Here is a 19,694-nt window from a genome sequence, read left to right as displayed (position 1 = left end):
GCCGGGCGCGGCCCGGATCGGATCAGGCGGCGGCGTCGTCCGCCGGGCGCGCCGCGGCGGCGGCGTTCGCCGCAGCCTCGGCGTTGGCCTGGACCTCGGCCTCGTCGGTCTCCGGGGGCTTGGCGCCCTCCTTGGCCCAGGGCTCGTCGAACTCGACGCGCCAGCGGCCCTCCTCGTTCTGCATCAGCGCGAGCTTCGCGCGGAACGAGCGGCCGGAGCGGCCCTTGAAGCCGGTGACCGGGCGGGCGGTGCGGCCCGTGGCGATGAGCTCGCGCGCGACCGCGGCGGGCAGCTGCTTGCCGGCCTTGCCCTTCCAGATCACGAAGCCGCAGCCCGGGTCCTCGCGCGACCAGCACGAGAAGCCCTTGCGGTTCTCGATGATGTGCTGCCCGCAGACCGGGCAGGGTCCGAGGTCCGCCCGCGGGATCTTGACGTCCTTGAGCTTCGTGTCGAGCTCGCCGACGGTGGCGCCCGCGAACTTCGCGATGTCCGCCATGAACGCCTTGCGGGTCTCCTCGCCGGACTCGATCCGCTCGAGCCGGTGCTCCCAGTCGCCGGTCAGCGACGGGGAGGTCAGCTGGTGGTCGCCGAGCAGCCGGATGACGTTCAGGCCCTTCTCGGTGGCGACGAGCGACCGGGCGTCACGCTCGACGTAGCCGACGTCGATGAGGCGCTCGATGATCGCGGCGCGGGTCGCCGGCGTGCCGATGCCGGACTCCTTCATCGCCTCACGGGCCTCCTCGTCGTCGACGAGCTTGCCCGCGGTCTCCATCGCACCGAGCAGCGAGGCGTCGGTGTAGCGCCGCGGCGGCTTGGTCTCCTTCTCCAGCGACTCGACGTGCGTGACGCCCGCCTCCTCGCCCTTGACGAGCTTCGGCAGCGTCTGGTCGCGGCCCTCGTCCTCCTGCTCGGCGGAGCGCTCGCCCTCGGGCATCTCGCCGTAGACGCGGCGCCAGCCCGGGACGATGAGGACCTTGCCGCGTGTGCGGAAGACCCGCTCGGCGACGGTGGTCTCGATCCGCGTGTTCTCGAACTCGGCCTCCGGGTGGAAGGCGGCGAGGTAGCGGCGGACGACCATGTCGTAGATCTTCAGGTCGTCGCCGTCGAGCTTCGCGACGTTGTGCGGGCTGTTCGTCGGGATGATCGCGTGGTGGTCGCCGACCTTCTCGTCGTTGACGATCCGGCCGAGCGGCAGCACGTCGAGGCCCATGACGTAGCGGGCGGCGGTCGTGTACTCGGCGCCGCTGCCGACCTTCTCGGCGATCTCCTTCAGCTCGCCGATCATGTCGCTCGTCAGGTACCGCGACGAGGTTCGCGGATAGGTGAGGACCTTGTGCTCCTCGTAGCAGCGCTGCGCGGCGCCCAGCGTGCGGCGGGCACTGAACCCGAAGCGGGTGTTCGCGTCGCGCTGCAGCGACGTCAAGTCGTAGAGCAGCGGCGCCTTCTCGGTGCGCTTGGTCTTCTCGAGCTTCGTGATCGTGCCGCGGCCGTCGCGGACGGCGTCGACGATCGCCTTCGCGGTGTCGGCGTCCGGGATTCGGGGCTTGGCGCCCTCGTGGAAGCGGCCCTCGTAGCGGCGCCCGTCGTCGGTGGCGAACTTCGCGTCGACGAGCCAGTACTTCTCGGGGACGAAGGCCCGGATCTCCTCCTCGCGCCGGGCGATGATCGCCAGCGTCGGGGTCTGCACGCGACCGAGCGAGACCGCGCCGTCGAACGAGGACCGCAGCCGGATCGTCGCGGCGCGCGTCGCGTTCATGCCGACGATCCAGTCCGCCTCCGAGCGCGACCGGGCGGCGTCGGCGAGCTGCTCCATCTCCTCGCCGTCGCGGAGGTTGGCGAGCGCGTCCTTCATCGCCTGGTTCGTCATCGACGAGAGCCACAGGCGCTTGGTGGGCTTCTTCGCCTTCGCGTGCTCGTAGAGGTAGCGGAAGATGAGCTCGCCCTCGCGGCCGGCGTCGCACGCGTTGACGACGAGGTCGACCTCGGCGGAGTTCAGGAGCTTCTTGACGACGCTCATCTGCTTCTGGCTGCGCTCGTCGCGCACGATGAGCTTGAACTTCGCGGGCACGATCGGCAGATCGGCCATCCGCCACTTCTTGAACTTGTCGTCGTACTCGTCGGGCTCGGCGAGCTGGACGAGGTGGCCGACGGCCCACGTGATGATGTGCTCGGGACCCTCGAGCCAGCGGGCCGTGCGCTCACCGCTGCTGCCGGTGTGCTTCTGGAACGGCCCGGGGAGCACGCGGGCGAGGTCCTGCCCGACCGACGGCTTCTCCGCGATGACGAGGGTCTTGCCCATGGACGGCGCACAGTAGCGCGTCGCGGCCCGGACCCCTCCGGCGGCGCCGACCGGACGCTACGGCGCGCAGGGACCGGTGCCGACCGGTCCGTCGGCCCCGCGCAGCAGGTCGCGCACGATGTCGTTGGGGACGGCGAAGCCGCCGCGCGGGGACGATCCGCGGGTCGAGGCGAAGACCGTGGCGGCGACGCGACCGCGCGCGTCGACCAGCGGCCCGCCCGAGTTGCCGGGCCGCACGGTGCCGCGGAACGACGTGATCGTCCGGCGGATCGGCCCGCGGCCGTAGGCGTCCGGCGAGAGGACCCGCTCGGTCTCCCCCAGCCGCGCGGCGCGCACGTCGTAGGGGCCGTTCTCCGGGAAGCCGAGGACCGCGCCGGCACGCCCGCGCGGCGCCTCGTCGGCGATCGGGAGCGCCGGCGCCCCGAGGCCGGGGACGCGCAGGATCGCGATGTCGTCGCGGGCGCTGAAGCCGATCACCTCGGCGTCGAGCTTCTCGCCCTCCCCGCGCCGCTGCACGGCCGTGTCCTCCTGACCGGCGACGACGTGGGCGTTGGTTACGACGATCCCGTCGGAGGCCACCCAGCCGGAGCCCGTGACCCCGAGGCCGCACGCGGTCCCGACGACGCGCACGACGCTGGCGGCGGCCGCGCGGACCTGCGGGTCGCGGGCGATCGCGGCGCGGGGCGCGGGGACCTGCGGTGCGGGCCCGTCGAGCTGCGGGAACGGGTCGAACCGCGCGAGCGCGTTGAGCAGCGGCCCCGAGGGCGGCAGGACGGCGTTGAGCTCCTTGAGGATCGCCGAGCGCTGGATGTCGGCGCGCAGCTCGCGGGCGCCCGGGGTCTGCAGCGCGACGGCGCCCGCCACCCAGCTGATGCCGAGCGCCACGCACGCCGCGAGCGCCGCGCCGAGCAGGCCGTCGACGGCCGCCAGGCCCGGCAGTCGCAGGCCCTGGCGCAGCCGCCATCCGAGGCCCTCGAGGCCGGTCGAGAGGATCGCGCCACCGAGCAGCGCGCCGCCCATGCCGAAGATCGGCGCGTAGGGGGAGCTGCTGCCCTCGCTCAGGAGCTGCGGGCCGAGGCGCGTCCCGATGATCGCCCCGACGACGAAGCCCGCCAGCGACAGCGCGCCGACGACGAACCCCTGCCGCCAGCCGAAGGCGGCCATCAGGACCGTGAGCCCGAGGATGATCACGTCGATCGTCGTCATGCGCGCGCCAAGCGTACGGCCCGCGCGGAGCGACCGGCGTCGTGCGGGCCGCTCCGTCGCCTATTCTCCCGCGCGCAATGAACGATCGGCAGGGAAGGTCCGGTCAGTCCCGCGGCCGTGCGCCCGCACGGCAGGCCCCCGCGCGCCGCGCGGGCTCCGCCGCCCAGCGCCGCCGTCGCACCGTCGCGGTGGTCGTGTTCGTCGCGGGGGCGGCCTCGTTCGGCGGCGGCCTCGTCGTCGGCGCCGCGCACGTGCCACAGGAGCGCACGCTCGTCGAGCGGTTCGCGGCCGCCTGGTCGCGCGGGGACTACGCCGCGATGTACCGGGACCTCAGCGCCGCGTCGCGGGACCGCTTCACCCGCGAGCAGTTCTCCGCCGCCTACCGGACGGCGCGGGAGACGGCCACCGCGGTGACGCTGCGCACCGGCGAGGTCCGCGAGCAGGACGGGTCCTACGTCGTGCCGGTCGTCGTGCGCACCCGCATCTTCGGCACGATCACCCGCCCGATGACCCTGCCGGTCGAGGGCGAGGGCGAGGACGCGCGCATCGCCTGGGGCCGCGAGCACGCCTTCCCGGGACTCACCCCGGGCGCGAAGCTGCGCCGTGAGACGCGCATGCCGCCGCGCGCCGACATCCTGGCGCGCGACAACACGCCGCTGGCCACCGGCCCGGACCGCACCTCCGACGTGCCCGACGTGGCGATCAACGTCGTCGGACGGGTCGGGGAGGCGCCCGCGGAGCGCCGCGACGAACTGCGTGAGCGCGGCTGGCCGAGCGACGCGACGGTCGGGCTGAACGGCCTCGAGCGGGCGCTCGACATCCAGCTGGCCGGCACGCCGGGCGGCACGCTGCGCGCCGGCGACACGGTCCTCGCACGGACCGAGCCGCGCGCGGCGGCCCCTGTGCGCACGAGCATCTCGATCCCCGTCGAGCGCGCGGCGGTCACCGCGCTGGCCGACCGGCTCGGCGGCGTCGTGGCGATCGCCCCGCGTACCGGCGAGGTGCTCGCCTTCGCCGGGATCGCGTTCAGCGGCCTGCAGCCACCCGGGTCGACGATGAAGATCATCACGGTCACGGGCGGCCTCGAGCAGGGCATCGCCGACCTGTCGTCGAGCTACCCGGTCGAGACCTTCACGACGCTCGAGGGCGTCGAGCTCGAGAACGCCAACGGCGAGGCGTGCGGCGGCACGCTCACCCAGGTGTTCGCGGAGTCGTGCAACTCGGTGTTCGCCCCGATGGGCGCCCAGCTCGGGGCCGAGAAGCTCGTCGACATCGCGGAGCGCTTCGGCTTCAACCGCCAGCCCGACATCCCGGGCGCCGCGATCCCCACGATCCCCGCCGCCGGTGAGATCGGGGACGCCCTGGCCGTCGGCTCCTCCGCGATCGGGCAGGGGCGCGTGCAGGCGACCGCGCTGACGATGGGCACGGTCGCCGCGACGATCGGGCTGCGCGGCCGCCGGCCGCGGCTGTCGCTGCTCTACGACGAGCGTCAGCGCGCCGCGCCGACGACGCGGGTGACGCGCACCGAGGTCGCGCGGACGGTCGAGAAGCTGATGCTCGCGGTCGTCCGCGAGGGCACCGGGACGCTCGCCGCGATCCCGGGCGTCAAGGTCGCCGGCAAGACCGGGACGGCCGAGCTCGAGACGACGAAGCGTTGCGAGCCGACCGAGGAGAACAACCCCGAGTCCTGCAGCGACGAGGCGGACCCCACGGACACCGACGCGTGGTTCTCCGCCTACGCGCCCGCCGGCGAGCCCGAGGTCGCCGTCGGCGTCATGCTCGTGCGCGCCGGAGCCGGCGGGGACACCGCCGCGCCCGTGGCGCGGCAGGTCATCCAGGCGGCGCTGGACCGCTGAGGTCCGGCCGGGTGCGCCGCCGGGAGGGCGGCGCGTGCGGGACCGCGACGCGCGCGGTCCGCGCGACGATCAGATGTCGAGGTCGACCTCGGCGTGCTTGGCCGGATCCTCGGGATCCTCGATCACGAAGGCGAGCGGCCGGTTCTCCAGCGCCGCGCGGGTGATCTGGAAGAGCAGCATCGAGCCGTTCGTGTTGAACGACGAGGCGACCGAGTCCGGGGGCGGCAGGATGCCGTCGGCGGGCACGACCTCGGGCTTGTAGGCGATCGGGTTGTCGACCTCGATCGGCTCGAACTCCGCACCGAGGGTGTCCTCGATGACGAACTTCTCGGCCGAGGCGTGCGGCTCGTCCCGGTTGTTGCGGGCCTGGACGAAGACCGCGAACCACTCGGCGCCCTCGGGGAGCGTCTGCTTCGCGATCGGCACGCCCTGGAGCAGGCCCTTGTCCTCGACCTCGGACGGGTTGAGCACGCGGGACATCTGCACCTGGTACTGCAGGTCACCGACGGTGACCTGGATGCCCTCGGTCTCGCCCTCGGACGTCTCGCCCTTCTTGTCGCTGCCGCAGGCGGCGAAGGAGAGGCTCAGGGTGGCGGCGGCCGCCAGTGCGGAAAGTCGACGAGTCACGGCGCGTGAGTCTAATGAAGGTCCGCGCGGATCGGCGCCCGGTGGCCCGTCGCGCCTAGAGGCGGAAGTTCGAGGCGGGCTTGCGCGCCCCGCCGCTGATCGTCGTGCGCTGACCGCGGTCGCGGCCGTCCTCGAGGATCGACTGCAGCCGCCGCAGCGCCTTGGCGTTCTTGCGCTTCACCATGCCACGCACGCCGAGCGACTCCAGGAACTTGTCCGTCAGCAGCTTCGGCTCGGTCTCCGACGTGAACGTGACCCGGGTGGAGCCGCCGGGACCGGGCGTCAGCTCGTACACCCCGACCGTGCGGATGCGGTTGAACTTGCCCGTGCGCCCGACCTCGACGATCCGGTGCGGCCGGACCGCCTCGGCGATCGTGACGTCCATCCACGGGAACCGGTTGCCGCGCATCTTGATCTTGAAGCGCGCGCCCGCCCCGACGCCGTAGGAGTCCTCGCGCGTCAGGTGCCAGTCCACGAGGTAGTGGTCGGTGAACTCCTGGTGGTTGGCGATGTCCAGGAGGTACTCGTAGACCTCCTCGATCGGCCGCGAGACGACGGTGCTGGTGCTGACGGGATCCACGCCGGGCAGTCTAGTGCGCCCGTCCCCCGGCCCGCCGCGCGGCGGGCACCCGGACGCCCCGGCGCTACAGCGCGCGGGCGCGCAGGCGCACGGCCTGGCCGCGCTCGCTGTGGTGCACGACGACCGTGCTCTCCGGCTCGGCGCGGCGGTGCGGCCGGCACAGCTGGCACACGGTACGGCTCCCGTAGAGGTGGACGTGCTCGCCGACGAGCGGCGTGCGGCCGCAGTCCGCGCAGGCGTGGCGGTCGGCCCGCAGCCGCCCCACGCTGTTGCGCAGCAGCTGCCGCTCGAGATCCCGTTCGGAGAGGCCCAGCAGCGGTCGGAACATGCCGTGGGGTTCGCCGCCGGGACGGTCGTCCCCTTCCCCTGCACGGATCCGCCCGCAGGTCGCGGATGGTTCGACGGGCGCCGCCCCGGGAAGGACGAGGGGGCCGGCCGACCGGGGCGTTCGCACAAGCGGATGCACCGCAAAGCAGGCGGCTTTAGGGCCCCAGAAGGTTGGGCGCCTACGCTCGCGACACCGCACTCGGTGGAGCGGTCTCCGAAGAAGCGCCCCGTCCCCAGTCCCGTCCGAGGAGTCGCAATGGAGTCATTCACGACAGGCACGATCGCCGGTGACGGCACGTTCCGGTGCGAGAAGTGCGGCGCGGTGGGCCCGCTGGCCCGTTCCGCCGACGTCCCCGCCTGCCCCGAGTGCGGCAGCACCCAGGTGTCGCGGACGTCGCTCTTCGGCGAACGGCTGCGGCAGGACGCCGGCGGCGACGACCAGCGCGAGCGTGAGCTGCTCGTCGCGGCGGCCGTCGAGCACGCCCCCACCCCCGGGACCTACCTGGCGTTCCGCGACGGCGACGACGTGCGCGTGGTGACCCTCGACGCCGAGCACGTGAAGATCGGGCGCAGCCTGACCGCCGACGTGCGCTTCGACGACCCGACCGTCTCGCGGCGCCACGCGCTGCTGGTCCGCCAGGACGAGGGCGTGCGGGTGGTCGACGACCGCAGCATGAACGGCGTGTTCGTCAACGGCGAGCGGGTCGAGTGGCGCGTCCTGCGCCACGGCGACGAGCTCGTCGTCGGCCGCCACCGGCTGATGTTCGTCGACACCGCCGTGCACGCGGCGTCGGGCGCGGCCGCGGCGAGCGCCGGCAGCGCCTGACCGGGCTCGGGCGCCCGCAGTGGCGCCCGCCGGTCCCCGGGCGGTCCTAGACTCGCCCGGTGACCGAGATCCTGCGCTACGCCGCGTTCACGACCACGCCAACGGGAGGCAACCCGGCCGGCGTGGTCCTCGACGCGCGGGGCCTCGACGAGGCCGCGATGCGCATGATCGCCACCGACCTCGGCCACCCCGAGACCGCGTTCGTGGTGCCCGGCGAGGACGGCGCCCTGCGCGTTCGATACTTCTCGGGCGGCTCGGTGTCGATCGAGGTGCCGTTCTGCGGGCACGCGACGATCGCGACCGCGGTCGCCCACGCCGAGCGCCACGGGCCGGGACGCCTCGACCTCGACACCGTCGCGGGCCGCGTGGTCGTGCGCACGACGCCGGGCGCCGCAGGCGCGCCGCCGAGCGCGACGCTGACGAGCGTGCCCCCGCGCGTGGACCTCGTCTCCCGCTCGCAGCTGCACGAGGCGCTGGCGGCGCTGCGGTGGGACCCGACGGACCTCGACCCGCGCCTGCCGCCGCGCATCGCCGACGCCGGCGCCCGCCACCTCGTGCTCGCGGCGCTCACGCGGGCGCGCCTGGCGGCGCTGGACTACGACGTGCCGCGGCTGCGCGCGTTCCTGGAGGAGCTCGGGCTCGTGACCGTCGCGCTCGTGCACCGCCGCCGGCCCGACGGGCTCGTGTTCGACGTGCGCAACCCGTTCCCGACCGGCGGCATCCACGAGGACCCCGCCACGGGGGCGGCGGCCGCGGCGCTCGGCGGCTACCTGCGGGAGGAGGAGCTCGTGGCGGTCCCGGCGCGGCTCACGCTGCACCAGGGCGTCGACCTCGGCCGTCCGAGCCTGCTGGTCGTGGACGTCCCCGCCGAACGGGGGTCGGGCATCGACGTCACCGGGACCGCCGTGCCGATCGGCTGACCGGGCGCGATAGGGTCCGCCCGTGGCCCAGAAGATCGCGATCCTCTCCCAGAAGGGCGGTACCGGGAAGACGACGGCGGTCCGCACCATCGCCGACGTCCTCCGGCGCACCGGCCTGCGGGTCCTGGCGGTCGATCTCGACCCGCAGGGCAACCTCTCCGACTACCTCGACGTGCCCCCGGACGCGACGCCGACGATCGGCGACGTGCTCGCCGGTCGCGCGAAGGCGCCCGCCGCCGTGCACCCGGCACCCGACCACGGGGAGCCCGCCGACCCGCCGGTCCCGCCGATCCACGTCATCCCCGCGAACCTGTCGCTGGCCGAGAGCGAGCTCCTGCTCGCGGGCAAGATGGGGCGTGAGCTGACGCTCCGCAAGGCGCTCAAGACGGTCGACGAGGACCACGACGTCGTGCTGATCGACTGCCCGCCCGCACTGGGTCTCCTGACCGTGAACGCCCTCGTCGCGGCCGACTACGCACTGCTGAGCTCGGAGGCGCAGTACTTCGCCCTGCAGGGCGTCGAGCAGGCGCTCGAGGTGATCGAGCTCGCGCGCGACGGCCTGAACCCGGATCTCGAGTGGCTCGGCGTGTTCTTCAACATCGCCGACATGCGGACCGTGCACTCGCGCGAGGCGTTCGACTCGCTCAAGGAGCACGTCGGCGACAAGCTCTTCGACACGACGATCCGGTCGTCGATCGCCTACGCGAACTCCGCGGAGCGCGCGACCTCGATCCTCGACCACCGCCCCGACCTCGGCGCCGACTACCTGCACCTGACCGACGAGCTGCTCGCCCGGCTCGGCCGTCCGGCGCAGCGCCGCCGGCTCAAGGCGCTGCTGCCCGACCCGGCCTGAGGGTCACGGGCAGAGCGCGGCGGTCCGCACCCAGCCGGTCAGCCGGAACTCGGTCTCGATCTGCGTCCAGGCGCCGCTGGCACTGCGGCGCAGCACCACGACGCGGTCGCCCGCGACGACGTTGCCGATGAACTCGCGGCCGGGGCTGCGCAGCACCGTCTGGCGCTCGCAGAGCCGACCGGCCTCCTCGCCCGGACCGGCGCGACGCGGGTCGGCGATCGTCGAGCCCAGGGCGTCGGGCTGCTTGCAGACGACGCCGATGCGGGTCCGCAGCGCCTCGTCCAGGACGGTGTCGGCGAAGGTCACCGTGACGCCGCGGCTGCGGCCGTCGATCGCGGGGGCGAAGCGGTAGCGGACCGGCAGCTCGCGGTCGGGCACGGCGAGGCCGACGGCGCGCATGCGTCCCGGACAGCCGAGCCGCACGACGCGCTCGCCCGGGCGCTCGACCGGTCCGGCGGGCAGCTGCACCTTCGCGTAGGTCACGGCGACCCCGGCCGGGAGCCGCTCGCCGAGGGAGATCCGCTGGCCGGTCGCCGCGCCGGCCCCGAGGATGCGCAGCGGCGTGGCCTCGCCCTCGCGGACGACGTCGCGGTCGAGGACCACGATCCCGGCGCCCGCGACGACGAGCGTCGCGGCGGCGGCCCCGGCCGCGACCTTGCCGCCGCCCCCGCCGCCGAGCTTCGCGGCGAGGGCGGCGGGGAGGATCCACAGCGGCGGGGTGAGCGCGCGCAGGCGCCGGTCGACGCGCCGCAGGTCGCGGCGGTACCCGGTGCAGCCCGGGCAGCCGCGCGTGTGACGCAGCGCGTGCTCGGCGGGTCGGGTGCCGCGCTCGTGGGCGAGCATCAGCTGCTCGCGCACGTCGTGGCAGTCGGCGTCCCGCGCCTCGCGCGCGCGGACGAGTGCCCCGCGGGCCCGGGCGACGAGCATCTGCGCCGCCGCGGGGCTGACGCCGAGCTCCTCGCCGACGGCGGCCGCGTCACGGCCGTCGAGCTCGCGCAGCAGCAGCGCGGTGCGCTGCTGGTCGGGCAGCGCGGCGATGTCCTCCACCAGCCGCCGGACGGTCTCCTTGCGGGTGAGGATCATCGCGGGATCACCGCCGCCGCGGTCGGTGGTCTCGGCCGGGAGCTCGGCTTCGCCGTACCGGGCCCGCCGCGTCTCGTCGATCGCGCCGTTGCGGACCAGCGTGTACAGCCACGGCTTGATCTCGCGGACCGCCGGGCGTGACGGGTCGGCCAGGACCGCGTGCGCCTTGACGAGCGCGTCCTGGACGACGTCCTCGGCGTCGTGCTCGGAGCGCAGCAGCCGCCGGGCGTACGCGACGAGCGCCCGGCGGTGGCGGCGGTCGAGCTCGGCGAACGCGGAGCCGTCGCCGGCCTGCAGCCGGCGGACGAGCTCCGTGTCACCGCGTCGGGACATGCGTCGTCAGCCGCTCCTACCGGCTGCACAGCGCGTACATGGTGCCGCGCGTGTCCCGGCCGGCCTTGCCGTCGGCGCGGAGCTTCACCACGCGCGTGCCGACGTAGTCGCTGCGCTTCTGGGCGAGGTTGAAGATCGGGCCGCCCTCGCTCGGCGCGAGGCCGCGGTGGACGTAGCCCGCCCCGCAGCTCAGCGTGAAGCGGGCGGTGTCCCCCGGCTGGACCTCGACGGTGCGGAAGACGATCTTCTGGTTCTTCTTCAGGGTCGTGCCCTTCTTGACGGACGTCCCGAGGATGTCGATCGGGGAGGCCTTGCCGGCCGCGATCGTCTGCTGCTTGCCGACCTCGGGCGCCTGGGCGGCACCGGCCTGGGCGGCGGCCGCGACGCCCGGGGCGACGGCGGCGGTGAGCGCGATGGTGGTGAGGGTGGAGCGGATCTTGGTGGTGGTCATGCCCCTGGGACGGGCCGTCGCCACGGGGGCAACGGCACACCTCACGGTTGGCGCGTCAAAGCTCGCTGACGCGGGCGCCCTGCACCTCGAACGGCACCCGCAGCACCTCGGCCCAGCCCGCCGTCTCGGCGCGCAGCGTCTCGAACAGGCGCCCGGTCTGCTCGTAGTGGCTCCAGAACAGCACGGTCGGTCCGGCCCCGGAGATCGTCGCCCCGAGCGCGCCCAGCTCACGGGCGCGACCGAGCAGCTCGGCCGAGCGCGGGAACAGCGGGGCGCGGCGGTCCTGGTGCAGCCGGTCGGCCAGCCCCCGGGCGACGAGGTCCCAGTCGCCGCGGGCGAGGCCGAGCGTGAGCAGCGCGCCGTGGGCGACGTTGAAGACCGCCTCCCCCATCGGCACCTCGGCCGGCAGCGCGGCGCGCGCCTCCTTCGTGCGGACCGCCGTCTCAGGGACGACGAGCACCGCCTCCAGCCCGGTCGGCGGGTCGAACCGGGTCGCCTCGTCGTCGGCGCAGATGACGAAGCCGCCCAGCAGCGCGGCGGCGACGTTGTCGGGATGGCCCTCCAGCTCGGTGGCCAGGGCGAGCAGGTCGGCGTCGAGCTCGAACAGGTGGTCCGCGGCCATCAGGCCCGCCAGGTACGCGGCGGCGCTCGAGCCCAGGCCGCCGGAGAGCGGGATCTCCGACCGGATCCGGAAGGTGAAGGCTTCCGGCGGGGCGAGCCGCTCGAAGCCGCGCACGACGAGGTTGCGCCGGTCGCGGGCGATCTGCAGGTCGGTCTCGACCGCGAAGCGGCCGGTCTCCAGGACCTCCACCTCGACGTGGAGCGCGAGCGCGGCCGCGAAGGTGTCGAACCCCGGACCGAGGTTGGCGCTGCTGGCGGGGACGCGGACGACGCGGCGACGCTGCATGGCGCGCCACGCTACGCGATCCGCCGGGTTCCCGTCCTCCGTACCCTCGATCGATGAAGGCCACCTGGAACGGCGCCGTGATCGCCGAGAGCGACGACACCGTCGTCGTCGAGAACAACCACTACTTCCCGCGGGCCGCGCTCGCGGATGGGCTGTTCACCGAGTCCGACACCACGAGCGTCTGCCCGTGGAAGGGCACGGCGAGCTACCTGAACGTCGTCGTCGACGGGAAGACCAACGCGGACGCCGCCTGGTACTACCCGACGCCGAAGGACGCGGCCAAGGAGATCGAGGGCCGCGTCGCGTTCTGGAAGGGCGTGGAGGTGAGCGCCTGAGCGCCTGAGCGCTACCCCAGGACGGCGGACTCGACCGCCGCGAGCTCGGGCTCGCAGGGCACGACCCCCCGGCCTGCTCCAGCGCGGTCTGCGGGTCCTTCAGGCCGTGCCCGGTGAGCACGCAGGCGACCCGGCCGGCGTCTCCGGCCCCGTGGACCATCAGGCCCGCGACGGAGGCGGCGCTGGCCGGCTCGCAGAAGACGCCCTCGTTGGCGGCGAGGAAGCGGTACGCGTCGAGGATCTGCTCGTCGGTCACCGCGGCGATGCGCCCGTTGGAGGTCGTCATCGCGGTCATCGCCTCCTCCCAGCGGGCGGGGTTGCCGATCCGGATCGCGCTGGCGACGGTCTCGGGCTTCTCGACCGGGGCGCCGTTGACCAGCGGCGCCGCCCCGGCGGCCTGGAAGCCGAACATCATCGGGCTGTGCCCGGCCTCCTGGAAACCCTTCCAGTAGGCGGTGATGTTGCCCGCGTTGCCGACCGGGATGCACAGCGCGTCGAGCGAGCCGAGCTCCTCGACGAGCTCGAAGGCCGCGGTCTTCTGCCCCTCGATCCGGTACGGGTTGACCGAGTTGACGAGCGCGATGGGGTGCTCGGCGACGAGCTCGCGCACGAGCTGCAGCGCGACGTCGAAGTTGCCGCGCAGCGCGATCACGCGCGCGCCGTGCATGAGCGCCTGGGCGAGCTTGCCGGTCGCGATCTTCCCCTCGGGCACGATCACGGCGGGCTTGAGGCCCGCGCGCGACGCGTAGGCCGCGGCGCTCGCGGCCGTGTTGCCGGTGGAGGCGCAGATGACGGCCTTCGCGCCCTCCTTCTTGGCCTGCGTGACCGCGCAGCACATGCCGCGGTCCTTGAACGAGCCGGTGGGGTTCGCGCCCTCGATCTTCAGGTAGACCTCGGCGCCGACGATCTCGCTGACGCGCTCGGCGAGCACGAGCGGCGTGGAGCCCTCCTGGAGCGTGACGATCGGGTCGTCGGCCTCGAACGGGAGGCGGTCGAGGAAGCGGTGGATGAGGCCGGGGTGGCCGTGGCCGCCGCGCTGGGCGCAGGGCGGACCGGACGGGTACGTGGTGCTCACGCGGCGAACTCCTCGTCGAGGACGCGGATCGCTCGGGGCGTTCCGCGCAGGAAGTCGAGCCGCGAGATGAGGTCCACCGCGGCGAAGAACTTGGACTCGAGCATCGGGTGCACGACCATCACGAGCCGCGCGCCGGAGCCGGTGCCCTGCTGCACGACGCTCTTGATCGACGCGCCCTGCAGGCCGAGCAGCTGCGCGATCTGCGCGAGCACGCCGGGCCGGTCCTCGACCTCGAGGTGCAGGTAGAACGCGGACTCGGCGTCGGCGACGACCGGCAGCTGCTGGGTCGTCTCCGGCGTCGAGGCGGGCGGGATCATCGCGCTGATGACGTCGCCGAGCACCGCGCTGGCGGTCTGCGGCCCTCCGGCGCCCGGCCCGGACATCGTGATCTCGGTGATCGCAGGCGACTCGACGGTGACGGCGTTGAACGAGCCGTTGATCGAGGCGAGCGGATGGCCCGCGTACAGGAACGCGGGGTGGACGCGCACCGAGATGCCCTCCCCCACGCGCTCGGCGGTCCCGATGAGCTTCAGCGACAGCCCGAGGTCGCGCGCGTAGGCGATGTCCTCCTGCGTGATCTGCTCGATGCCCTCGTAGCGGACGTCGTCGAGGTGCACGGGGGTGTCGAACGCCAGCCGCGCGATGATCGCCATCTTCGCCGCCGCGTCCTTGCCGTTGACGTCGTCGGACGGGTCGGCCTCCGCGTAGCCCAGGCGCTGCGCCTCGGCGAGCGCGTCGGCGTACGAGGCGCCGGTGCTCGCCATCTGCGTGAGGATGAAGTTCGTGGTGCCGTTGACGATGCCGTGCACGCGGTCGACGTGGGCGGCGGCCAGCGACTCCTGCAGCACCCGGATGACCGGCACGACACCGGCGACCGCGGCCTCGAAGCGCAGCTGCACGCCGTGCTCGCGCGCGGCGGCCCACAGCTCCTCGCCGTGGTGGGCGAGCAGCTGCTTGTTGGCGGTCACGACGTGCTTGCCCGCCGCCATCGCCGCGAGCACGTAGCCGCGCGCGGGCTCGAGGCCGCCGATCAGCTCGACGACGAGGTCGCTGTCGGCGAGGATCTCCTCGAAGGTCCCGCGGGAGGTCGTGAGCACCCCGGCGATCTCGGGGCGCAGGCCGGTGGTCGCGGCGATCTGGTCGGCGCGCTCGGGCAGCAGCTCGGCGAACGCGGCACCGACGGTGCCGTGGCCGAGCAGGCCGATCTTGAAGGGCTCAGCAGTCACGGGCGTAGAGGTCCTCGTAGGTCTCGCGGCGGACGACGACGGTGGCCTCGCCACGCTCGACGAACACGATCGGCGGGCGCAGCGCGCCGTTGTAGTTGTTGGCCATGGCGTGCCCGTAGGCCCCGGTCACCGGGGTGGCGACGACGTCCCCCACCTGCGGGGTGGGCAGCGCCGCGCCGTCGACGATGACGTCGCTGCTCTCGCAGTGCTTGCCGGTGAGCTTCACGGTGGCCTGCGGCTCGGCGGCGGCGCGGTCGGCGAGGACCGCCTCGTAGCGGGCGCCGTAGAGCATCGGCCGCAGGTTGTCGGACATGCCGCCGTCGACGCCGACCCAGGTGGAGACGTTCTGCTTGATCGTCTCGACGGTGTAGAGCGTCACGCCGGCGTTGGCGACGAGCGCGCGGCCGGGCTCGTCGACGATCCGCCGGCCGGGACCGAGCAGCTCGCGGACCGCGGAGACCTTCGCCTCGACGTAGTCCTCGATCGACGGGGGCCGCTGGTCGGCGGTGTACGCGACGCCGAGGCCGCCGCCGAGGTTGTAGGTGCGGAAGTCGCCGAGGCCGGCGATCGCGCGGACCGCCTCCCGGAACGGCGCGAGCTCGAGCAGCTGCGAGCCGATGTGCAGGTGCAGCCCGTCGAGCTGCAGGTGCGGGCTGGCCTGCGCGCGGGCGATCGCGTCGGCGGCCGCGGCGAGGCCGAGCCCGAACTTCGAGTCGGCCTGGCCGGTCGAGATGCCGGCGTGCGTCTCGCCGCGCACGTCGGGGGTGACGCGCACGAGGACGGTCTGCGGGCCGCGGCCGTCGGCGGCGACGACGCGCTCGAGCCGCTCGAGGTCGTGCAGGGAGTCCAGGACGACGGTGCCGACGCCCGCCTCGCGGGCGAACCGCAGCTCGCCCTCGCTCTTGGCGTTGCCGTGGAGCGTGATCCGCGCGGGCTCGAACCCGCCGCGCAGCGCGAGCGCGAGCTCGCCGCCCCCGGCGACGTCGCAGCCGATGCCCTCGCCGGCGAGCAGCCGGTAGACGGCGGTGCACGGGAACGCCTTGGACGCGAACGTCACCTCGAAGTCGTCGCAGCGCGCGGCGAACGCCTGGACGAACGCGCGTGCCCGCGCCCGGACGTCCTCGACGACGACGACGTAGGCGGGGGTGCCGTGCTCGCGGGCCAGCTCCACGGCGTCGCAGCCACCGAGAATCAGGTGACCGCGCTCGTCGACCGTGGTGCCGAGGGGCCAGACGTGCGAGAGCTGCTGTGCCGCGGCCATGGGCGGCGGATCATGCCAGCCTGCGACGCTTCCCGGATGCCACGCCCCGGGACACGCATCGTGACGGTCGACGAGCCGCAGGAACGCGGGCGGCACCGCGGGCTCGCCTACACGCTGTTCCTGCCCGCGGAGCCGCGCGTCCCGGCGGGCGCGGTGCTCGTGCTCCACGGGGCGGGATCGACGAAGGAGTCCCACCAGGACTTCGCGCGCGCGTGCCGCGAGGTCGGCGTCGCGGCGCTGTGCGTGGACCTGCGCGGGCACGGCGAGAGCGACGGGCCCATGGACGGCCGCGCGGTCGAGGACGTGGTCGCGCTGGCGCAGCACCTCCGCGCCCGTGTGGCCGAGCGGTGTCCGGCCGCGCCCGCCCCGCTGCCGCTGGCGCTGCGCGGGTCGAGCATGGGCGGCTGGTTCGCGCTGACCGCGGCGGCGGGGGCGCGGGCCGACGCGGTGGTCGCGATCTGCCCGGCGTCGTCGGACGGGCTGCGCCGCGGGCTGCAGGAGGGACGGTTCGCCTTCGCCGCCGACGAGGAGCCGCTGCTGCAGCTGCTCGCGGAGCACGACCCGTACGTCGCGGCCGGCGATCTCGGGGAGCGGCTGCTGCTGCTGCATGCCGAGGGCGACGAGACCGTGCCCGTCGAGCACTCCCGGGAGCTGCACGCGCGGGCGCCGGGGAGCCGCCTGATCGCCGTCCCGGGCGGGCACCACCGGTCGATCCAGCACGACGCGGAGCTGCAGGGCGTCGCACTGCGGTTCGTGGCGCGGCGGTTCCGGGCCGTCGCCGACGGCGCTCAGGGCAGCCGCTGAAGCGCCTGGGCGACCGCGTCGGCCGCCCGCTCGACCGTGCGCGCGGCACGGTCGGAGGTCTCGGTCGTCGCGTCGCCGGGCCGGCCGCCGAGCGCGGTGCCGAGCGCGGCGCCGGCCGCGCGGGTCGTGTCGGCGAGGACGCCGCCCGCCTGGACACCGGCGCCACCGAGGACCGGGCCGATCGCGGGGGTCGGCTCCGCCGCCGGGGTCGCGGGCGGGCGCTGCGGGCCGGCCCCCGCGTCGGGCGGTCGGGGGTCGGCCGCGGTCCGGCGGTCACGGGTGCGGCGGCGGGCGCGGACGGGGCGGCGCTCGCGTCCCGGCGGTCCGGCGTCGCCGCCCGGTCGGACGTCGTCCGGGGCCGCGCGTCGACGGGGGCGCGGCCGGGCGCGGTCGGGGCCGGGCGGGCCACGGCGGTCGTCGCCGTCGGGGTCGTGGGCCCGGGGGCGAGCGGCAGCGCTGCCGGGTCGCGCTCGCCGTCGGCCGCGGGCCAGGAGTCGAACGCGACCATGGCGGTCCCGAACAGGCCGACGGCGGCGACGGCGGCGATCAGGGCGACCGTCGACCCGGCTCCGGCCACGAGCACCCGCCCGCGCCACCACCGTGGTGACCGCCGCCCGCCGGTCATCAGGTCGTCGCCGGCCTCGGTCGGGCTCCGGAGGCCGCCCCACCGCCCGCGGCGCGCAGGCCGCCGCCGCGCAGCAGCACGACGATCCAGACGAGTCCCGCGACCATCATCACGAAGCTCTCGACCTGCGCGGTCGTCAGGCCCAGCAGCACGCTGTCGTTGCGCCGGATGAACTCGACGAGGAACCGCTCGAGACCGCCGAACAGCAGGTAGAGCGCGAAGATCGCGCCGGGCCGCACGCGATCGCGCAGCGTCCACAGGGCCCAGGCCAGCAACCCCATCGCGACGGTCTCGTAGATCGGCGTCGGATGCACGTCGTCGGTCGTCGGCACGGTGCCGTCCGGGTAGGGCATCCCCCAGGGCAGGTCGGTCGGCTGCCCGTAGTCGCCGTCCCCGGAGATCTGGCAGCCGATCCGGCCGATCGCGTAGCCGAGCGCGAGCGCCGGGGCGCAGAGGTCCAGCAGCGACAGGTTCAGGACGCCGCGTCGCCACGCCCACGCGCAGACGAACAGCGCGCCGCCGATCGCGCCGCCGTACCAGACGAGGCCGGAGCCGCCGAAGAGCGCGTCGACGAGGTCGTCGGAGGCCTCGTCCCAGTTCTGGAACACCCATGCCAGCCGCGACCCGATCAGGCCGCCCGCGAGCGCCACGAAGATCAGCTCGTAGGCCCAGTCGACCGGCTGCCCCGTCTCCTTGAGGCGGCGGGACAGAACGGCGCCGGCCGCCAGGAACCCGAGGGCGAACATCAGCCCGAAGGTCTTCAGCGGGAGGCCGAGGAGATCGATCTCGGGCTGCATCGGCCCCGAAGACTACGCGGACCGGCGGCGAGGGCTAGAGGTAGCCCATCGGGTTGACCGGGGACCCGTTGATCCGGACCTCGAAGTGGAGGTGCGGGCCGGTCGAGTTGCCGGTGTTGCCGACGAGGCCGATGACCTGCCCGCGCCGCACGTTGGCGCCGACCGAGGTCTTGAACGCGGACTGGTGCGCGTAGCACGTCGACATCGACGCGGTGTGCTGCACGCAGGTGTAGTTGCCGTAGCCGCCGGTCGGGCCCATGAGCACGACCTTGCCGCTGTCGGCGGCGTAGATCGGGGTGCCGACGGGGGCGGCGATGTCGATGCCGGCGTGCAGGCGGCCCCAGCGCATGCCGAACGGGCTGGTGAAGGTGCCGTTGGTCGGCATCGACAGCGGGCCGCCGCTGCCCTTGAAGCCGCCCGCGGGGGGCGTCGTGGCGGCCGGGCCGCGCAGCGCGCGCTCGATCTTCGCCTGCTCCTTCTCGAGGCCCTCGAGGTGCCCCTCGAGGTCCTTGCGCTCGACGCGGACCTTGGTCAGCGCGGCCTGCTTGCCGGCGCGGGTGCGCTCCTTGCCGACGCGCGTGTCGATGATCGCCTGCTTGATCTGGGCGATCTCGTCGCGGCGCTGCTGGATGCGGCTGGTGACCTTCGCCTGCCGGCCCTCGAGCCGGTCCAGGCGCGCGGCGGTGCTGGTGGCGTCCTTCTTGGCGTTCTTGACGAGCGTGACGATCGTGCGGTCCTGCTCGTGGATGCGCTCGAGGAAGTCGCCGCGCTCGACGAGGTCGGCGAAGCCGTCGGCGTTCAGCACGACGGTGACGAGGTCGGGCGTGTCGGCCTTGTAGAGCTCGGCGAGCCGGTTGGAGAGCACGACGCGCGCCTCGGCCAGGCGCGCCTTGAGGCGCACGAGGCGACGGCGCTCGGAGCGCAGGTCGGCCTGGATGCGGGTGAGCGCGGCGCGCTGCGTGTCGAGGTCGCTCTGGACGACGGCCTGCCGACGGTTGTAGCGGTCGATGCGGTCCTGCAGGCTCTCGATCCGCTGCGTGTACTGCGTGATGTCGCGCGACAGGACCCGCTCGGTGCCCTTGCGCTTGCCGATCTTGCCGCGGGTGACCTCGATCTTTTTCTGGATCGCCTGGGCGCTGCGCGCGGTCGGCTCCTCGCCGCTGGAGAGCACGGGCAGGGCCGCCCACAGCAGGAGCGGCAGGAGGACGGAGACGAGCAGCAGGCGCAGACGCACGGCGGTTCACGCTAGCAACGGTCCGGCGGAGCCCGAGCCACTGCAAGCAGTCCTGCGCGGCGGCCTGCG

General features: G+C 74.2%; 18 protein-coding genes and 1 pseudogene. 6 read left to right on the top strand and 13 right to left on the bottom strand.

Going from position 1 to position 19,694, the window contains the following annotated elements:
* Positions 1 to 22 precede the first annotated feature (22 nt).
* Together GKE82_RS22595 and GKE82_RS22590 are read right to left on the bottom strand one after the other, a co-directional pair.
* A complete protein-coding gene (locus tag GKE82_RS22595) occupies positions 23 to 2,299 on the bottom strand; it encodes a type IA DNA topoisomerase (protein WP_154734839.1) in 2,277 nt (758 codons plus the stop codon).
* A gap of 57 nt (positions 2,300 to 2,356) precedes the next feature.
* Positions 2,357 to 3,505, bottom strand: coding sequence for a MarP family serine protease (locus GKE82_RS22590; protein WP_154734838.1), 1,149 nt, complete (start codon positions 3,503 to 3,505; stop codon positions 2,357 to 2,359).
* Positions 3,506 to 3,582: 77 nt separating this feature from the next.
* Here GKE82_RS22590 and GKE82_RS22585 point away from each other — a divergent pair, with 77 nt between their 5' ends.
* Positions 3,583 to 5,361, top strand: a complete 1,779-nt coding sequence (locus GKE82_RS22585; RefSeq protein WP_154734837.1) for a penicillin-binding transpeptidase domain-containing protein — start codon at positions 3,583 to 3,585, stop codon at positions 5,359 to 5,361.
* A gap of 69 nt (positions 5,362 to 5,430) precedes the next feature.
* Here GKE82_RS22585 and GKE82_RS22580 read toward each other — a convergent pair whose 3' ends face one another.
* The 3 genes from GKE82_RS22580 to GKE82_RS27395 form a co-directional block, all read right to left on the bottom strand.
* Complete coding sequence (locus tag GKE82_RS22580; protein ID WP_154734836.1) at positions 5,431 to 5,988, bottom strand: hypothetical protein; 558 nt, start codon at positions 5,986 to 5,988, stop codon at positions 5,431 to 5,433.
* A gap of 55 nt (positions 5,989 to 6,043) precedes the next feature.
* Positions 6,044 to 6,568, bottom strand: coding sequence for an SRPBCC family protein (locus tag GKE82_RS27400; RefSeq protein ID WP_158276888.1), 525 nt, complete (start codon positions 6,566 to 6,568; stop codon positions 6,044 to 6,046).
* Positions 6,569 to 6,632: 64 nt separating this feature from the next.
* Positions 6,633 to 6,896 (bottom strand): hypothetical protein, encoded by a 264-nt coding sequence (locus tag GKE82_RS27395; RefSeq protein ID WP_107570162.1) that lies wholly within the window; start codon positions 6,894 to 6,896, stop codon positions 6,633 to 6,635.
* 255 nt (positions 6,897 to 7,151) lie between these two features.
* Here GKE82_RS27395 and GKE82_RS22570 point away from each other — a divergent pair, with 255 nt between their 5' ends.
* Genes GKE82_RS22570 through GKE82_RS22560 form a run of 3 tightly spaced genes read left to right on the top strand, consistent with a single transcriptional unit; the run spans position 7,152 to position 9,494 of the window.
* A complete protein-coding gene (locus GKE82_RS22570) occupies positions 7,152 to 7,721 on the top strand; it encodes an FHA domain-containing protein (protein ID WP_196189382.1) in 570 nt (189 codons plus the stop codon).
* Between the two features lie 59 nt (positions 7,722 to 7,780).
* Positions 7,781 to 8,641, top strand: coding sequence for a PhzF family phenazine biosynthesis isomerase (locus GKE82_RS22565; protein ID WP_309233772.1), 861 nt, complete (start codon positions 7,781 to 7,783; stop codon positions 8,639 to 8,641).
* Between the two features lie 22 nt (positions 8,642 to 8,663).
* Positions 8,664 to 9,494: a ParA family protein gene (locus GKE82_RS22560; protein WP_107570165.1), complete on the top strand. Its 831-nt coding sequence runs from the start codon at positions 8,664 to 8,666 to the stop codon at positions 9,492 to 9,494.
* A gap of 3 nt (positions 9,495 to 9,497) precedes the next feature.
* Here the strand turns inward: GKE82_RS22560 and GKE82_RS22555 are convergent, their stop codons facing one another.
* The 3 genes from GKE82_RS22555 to thrB are packed head-to-tail and all read right to left on the bottom strand — an operon-like array spanning position 9,498 to position 12,268.
* Complete coding sequence (locus tag GKE82_RS22555) at positions 9,498 to 10,910, bottom strand: RNA polymerase sigma factor (RefSeq protein WP_154734833.1); 1,413 nt, start codon at positions 10,908 to 10,910, stop codon at positions 9,498 to 9,500.
* 16 nt (positions 10,911 to 10,926) lie between these two features.
* On the bottom strand, positions 10,927 to 11,361 hold the full coding sequence (locus GKE82_RS22550; protein ID WP_154734832.1) for a hypothetical protein: 435 nt from the start codon (positions 11,359 to 11,361) through the stop codon (positions 10,927 to 10,929).
* 55 nt (positions 11,362 to 11,416) lie between these two features.
* Positions 11,417 to 12,268 carry a homoserine kinase gene (gene thrB, locus GKE82_RS22545; protein ID WP_154734831.1) on the bottom strand — a complete coding sequence of 284 codons (852 nt, stop codon included), beginning with the start codon at positions 12,266 to 12,268 and terminating at the stop codon, positions 11,417 to 11,419.
* Between the two features lie 53 nt (positions 12,269 to 12,321).
* Between thrB and GKE82_RS22540 the strand changes: the two genes are divergently transcribed.
* Entirely contained in the window at positions 12,322 to 12,603 is a 282-nt protein-coding gene (locus tag GKE82_RS22540; protein WP_107570169.1) for a DUF427 domain-containing protein, read from the top strand.
* A gap of 151 nt (positions 12,604 to 12,754) precedes the next feature.
* Here the strand turns inward: GKE82_RS22540 and thrC are convergent.
* From thrC to lysA, 3 genes and pseudogenes are all read right to left on the bottom strand, one after another.
* Positions 12,755 to 13,678 (bottom strand): annotated as a pseudogene (thrC, locus tag GKE82_RS31020) (threonine synthase); the annotation flags it as partial.
* On the bottom strand, positions 13,675 to 14,904 hold the full coding sequence (locus GKE82_RS22530; RefSeq protein ID WP_309233770.1) for a homoserine dehydrogenase: 1,230 nt from the start codon (positions 14,902 to 14,904) through the stop codon (positions 13,675 to 13,677). The pseudogene thrC and the gene GKE82_RS22530, both read right to left, overlap by 4 nt.
* The gene (gene lysA / locus GKE82_RS22525; protein WP_154734830.1) at positions 14,894 to 16,165 is read right to left on the bottom strand and encodes a diaminopimelate decarboxylase; all 1,272 of its coding nucleotides are present in this window, start codon (positions 16,163 to 16,165) and stop codon (positions 14,894 to 14,896) included. The genes GKE82_RS22530 and lysA overlap by 11 nt, the downstream gene beginning before the upstream one ends.
* A gap of 36 nt (positions 16,166 to 16,201) precedes the next feature.
* Between lysA and GKE82_RS22520 the strand changes: the two genes are divergently transcribed.
* Positions 16,202 to 16,969, top strand: coding sequence for a S9 family peptidase (locus GKE82_RS22520; RefSeq protein WP_196189381.1), 768 nt, complete (start codon positions 16,202 to 16,204; stop codon positions 16,967 to 16,969).
* A 624-nt stretch (positions 16,970 to 17,593) separates the two neighbouring features.
* Here the strand turns inward: GKE82_RS22520 and GKE82_RS22515 are convergent.
* Together GKE82_RS22515 and GKE82_RS22510 are read right to left on the bottom strand one after the other, a co-directional pair.
* Positions 17,594 to 18,391 (bottom strand): prolipoprotein diacylglyceryl transferase, encoded by a 798-nt coding sequence (locus GKE82_RS22515; protein ID WP_154734828.1) that lies wholly within the window; start codon positions 18,389 to 18,391, stop codon positions 17,594 to 17,596.
* Positions 18,392 to 18,425: 34 nt separating this feature from the next.
* Complete coding sequence (locus GKE82_RS22510) at positions 18,426 to 19,625, bottom strand: murein hydrolase activator EnvC (protein WP_107570176.1); 1,200 nt, start codon at positions 19,623 to 19,625, stop codon at positions 18,426 to 18,428.
* Positions 19,626 to 19,694: the final 69 nt, after the last annotated feature.

Origin of the sequence: Conexibacter sp. W3-3-2, from assembly GCF_009707605.1 — a bacterium.
GTDB classification, from domain to species: domain Bacteria; phylum Actinomycetota; class Thermoleophilia; order Solirubrobacterales; family Solirubrobacteraceae; genus Paraconexibacter; species Paraconexibacter algicola.
Note: the sequence above shows the minus strand (reverse complement) of the source record. Positions and strands in the feature narration are given on the sequence as shown.

What these genes read in the sequence shown, in the direction of transcription:
- GKE82_RS22595 (WP_154734839.1), bottom strand. Translation starts at nt 2,299, where the DNA reads ATGGGCAAGACCCTCGTCATCGCGGAGAAGCCGTCGGTCGGGCAGGAC.
- GKE82_RS22590 (WP_154734838.1), bottom strand. Translation starts at nt 3,505, where the DNA reads ATGACGACGATCGACGTGATCATCCTCGGGCTCACGGTCCTGATGGCC.
- GKE82_RS22585 (WP_154734837.1), top strand. Translation starts at nt 3,583, where the DNA reads ATGAACGATCGGCAGGGAAGGTCCGGTCAGTCCCGCGGCCGTGCGCCC.
- GKE82_RS27395 (WP_107570162.1), bottom strand. Translation starts at nt 6,896, where the DNA reads ATGTTCCGACCGCTGCTGGGCCTCTCCGAACGGGATCTCGAGCGGCAG.
- GKE82_RS22570 (WP_196189382.1), top strand. Translation starts at nt 7,152, where the DNA reads ATGGAGTCATTCACGACAGGCACGATCGCCGGTGACGGCACGTTCCGG.
- GKE82_RS22555 (WP_154734833.1), bottom strand. Translation starts at nt 10,910, where the DNA reads ATGTCCCGACGCGGTGACACGGAGCTCGTCCGCCGGCTGCAGGCCGGC.
- GKE82_RS22550 (WP_154734832.1), bottom strand. Translation starts at nt 11,361, where the DNA reads ATGACCACCACCAAGATCCGCTCCACCCTCACCACCATCGCGCTCACC.
- thrB (WP_154734831.1), bottom strand. Translation starts at nt 12,268, where the DNA reads ATGCAGCGTCGCCGCGTCGTCCGCGTCCCCGCCAGCAGCGCCAACCTC.
- GKE82_RS22540 (WP_107570169.1), top strand. Translation starts at nt 12,322, where the DNA reads ATGAAGGCCACCTGGAACGGCGCCGTGATCGCCGAGAGCGACGACACC.
- lysA (WP_154734830.1), bottom strand. Translation starts at nt 16,165, where the DNA reads ATGGCCGCGGCACAGCAGCTCTCGCACGTCTGGCCCCTCGGCACCACG.
- GKE82_RS22520 (WP_196189381.1), top strand. Translation starts at nt 16,202, where the DNA reads ATGCCACGCCCCGGGACACGCATCGTGACGGTCGACGAGCCGCAGGAA.
- GKE82_RS22515 (WP_154734828.1), bottom strand. Translation starts at nt 18,391, where the DNA reads ATGCAGCCCGAGATCGATCTCCTCGGCCTCCCGCTGAAGACCTTCGGG.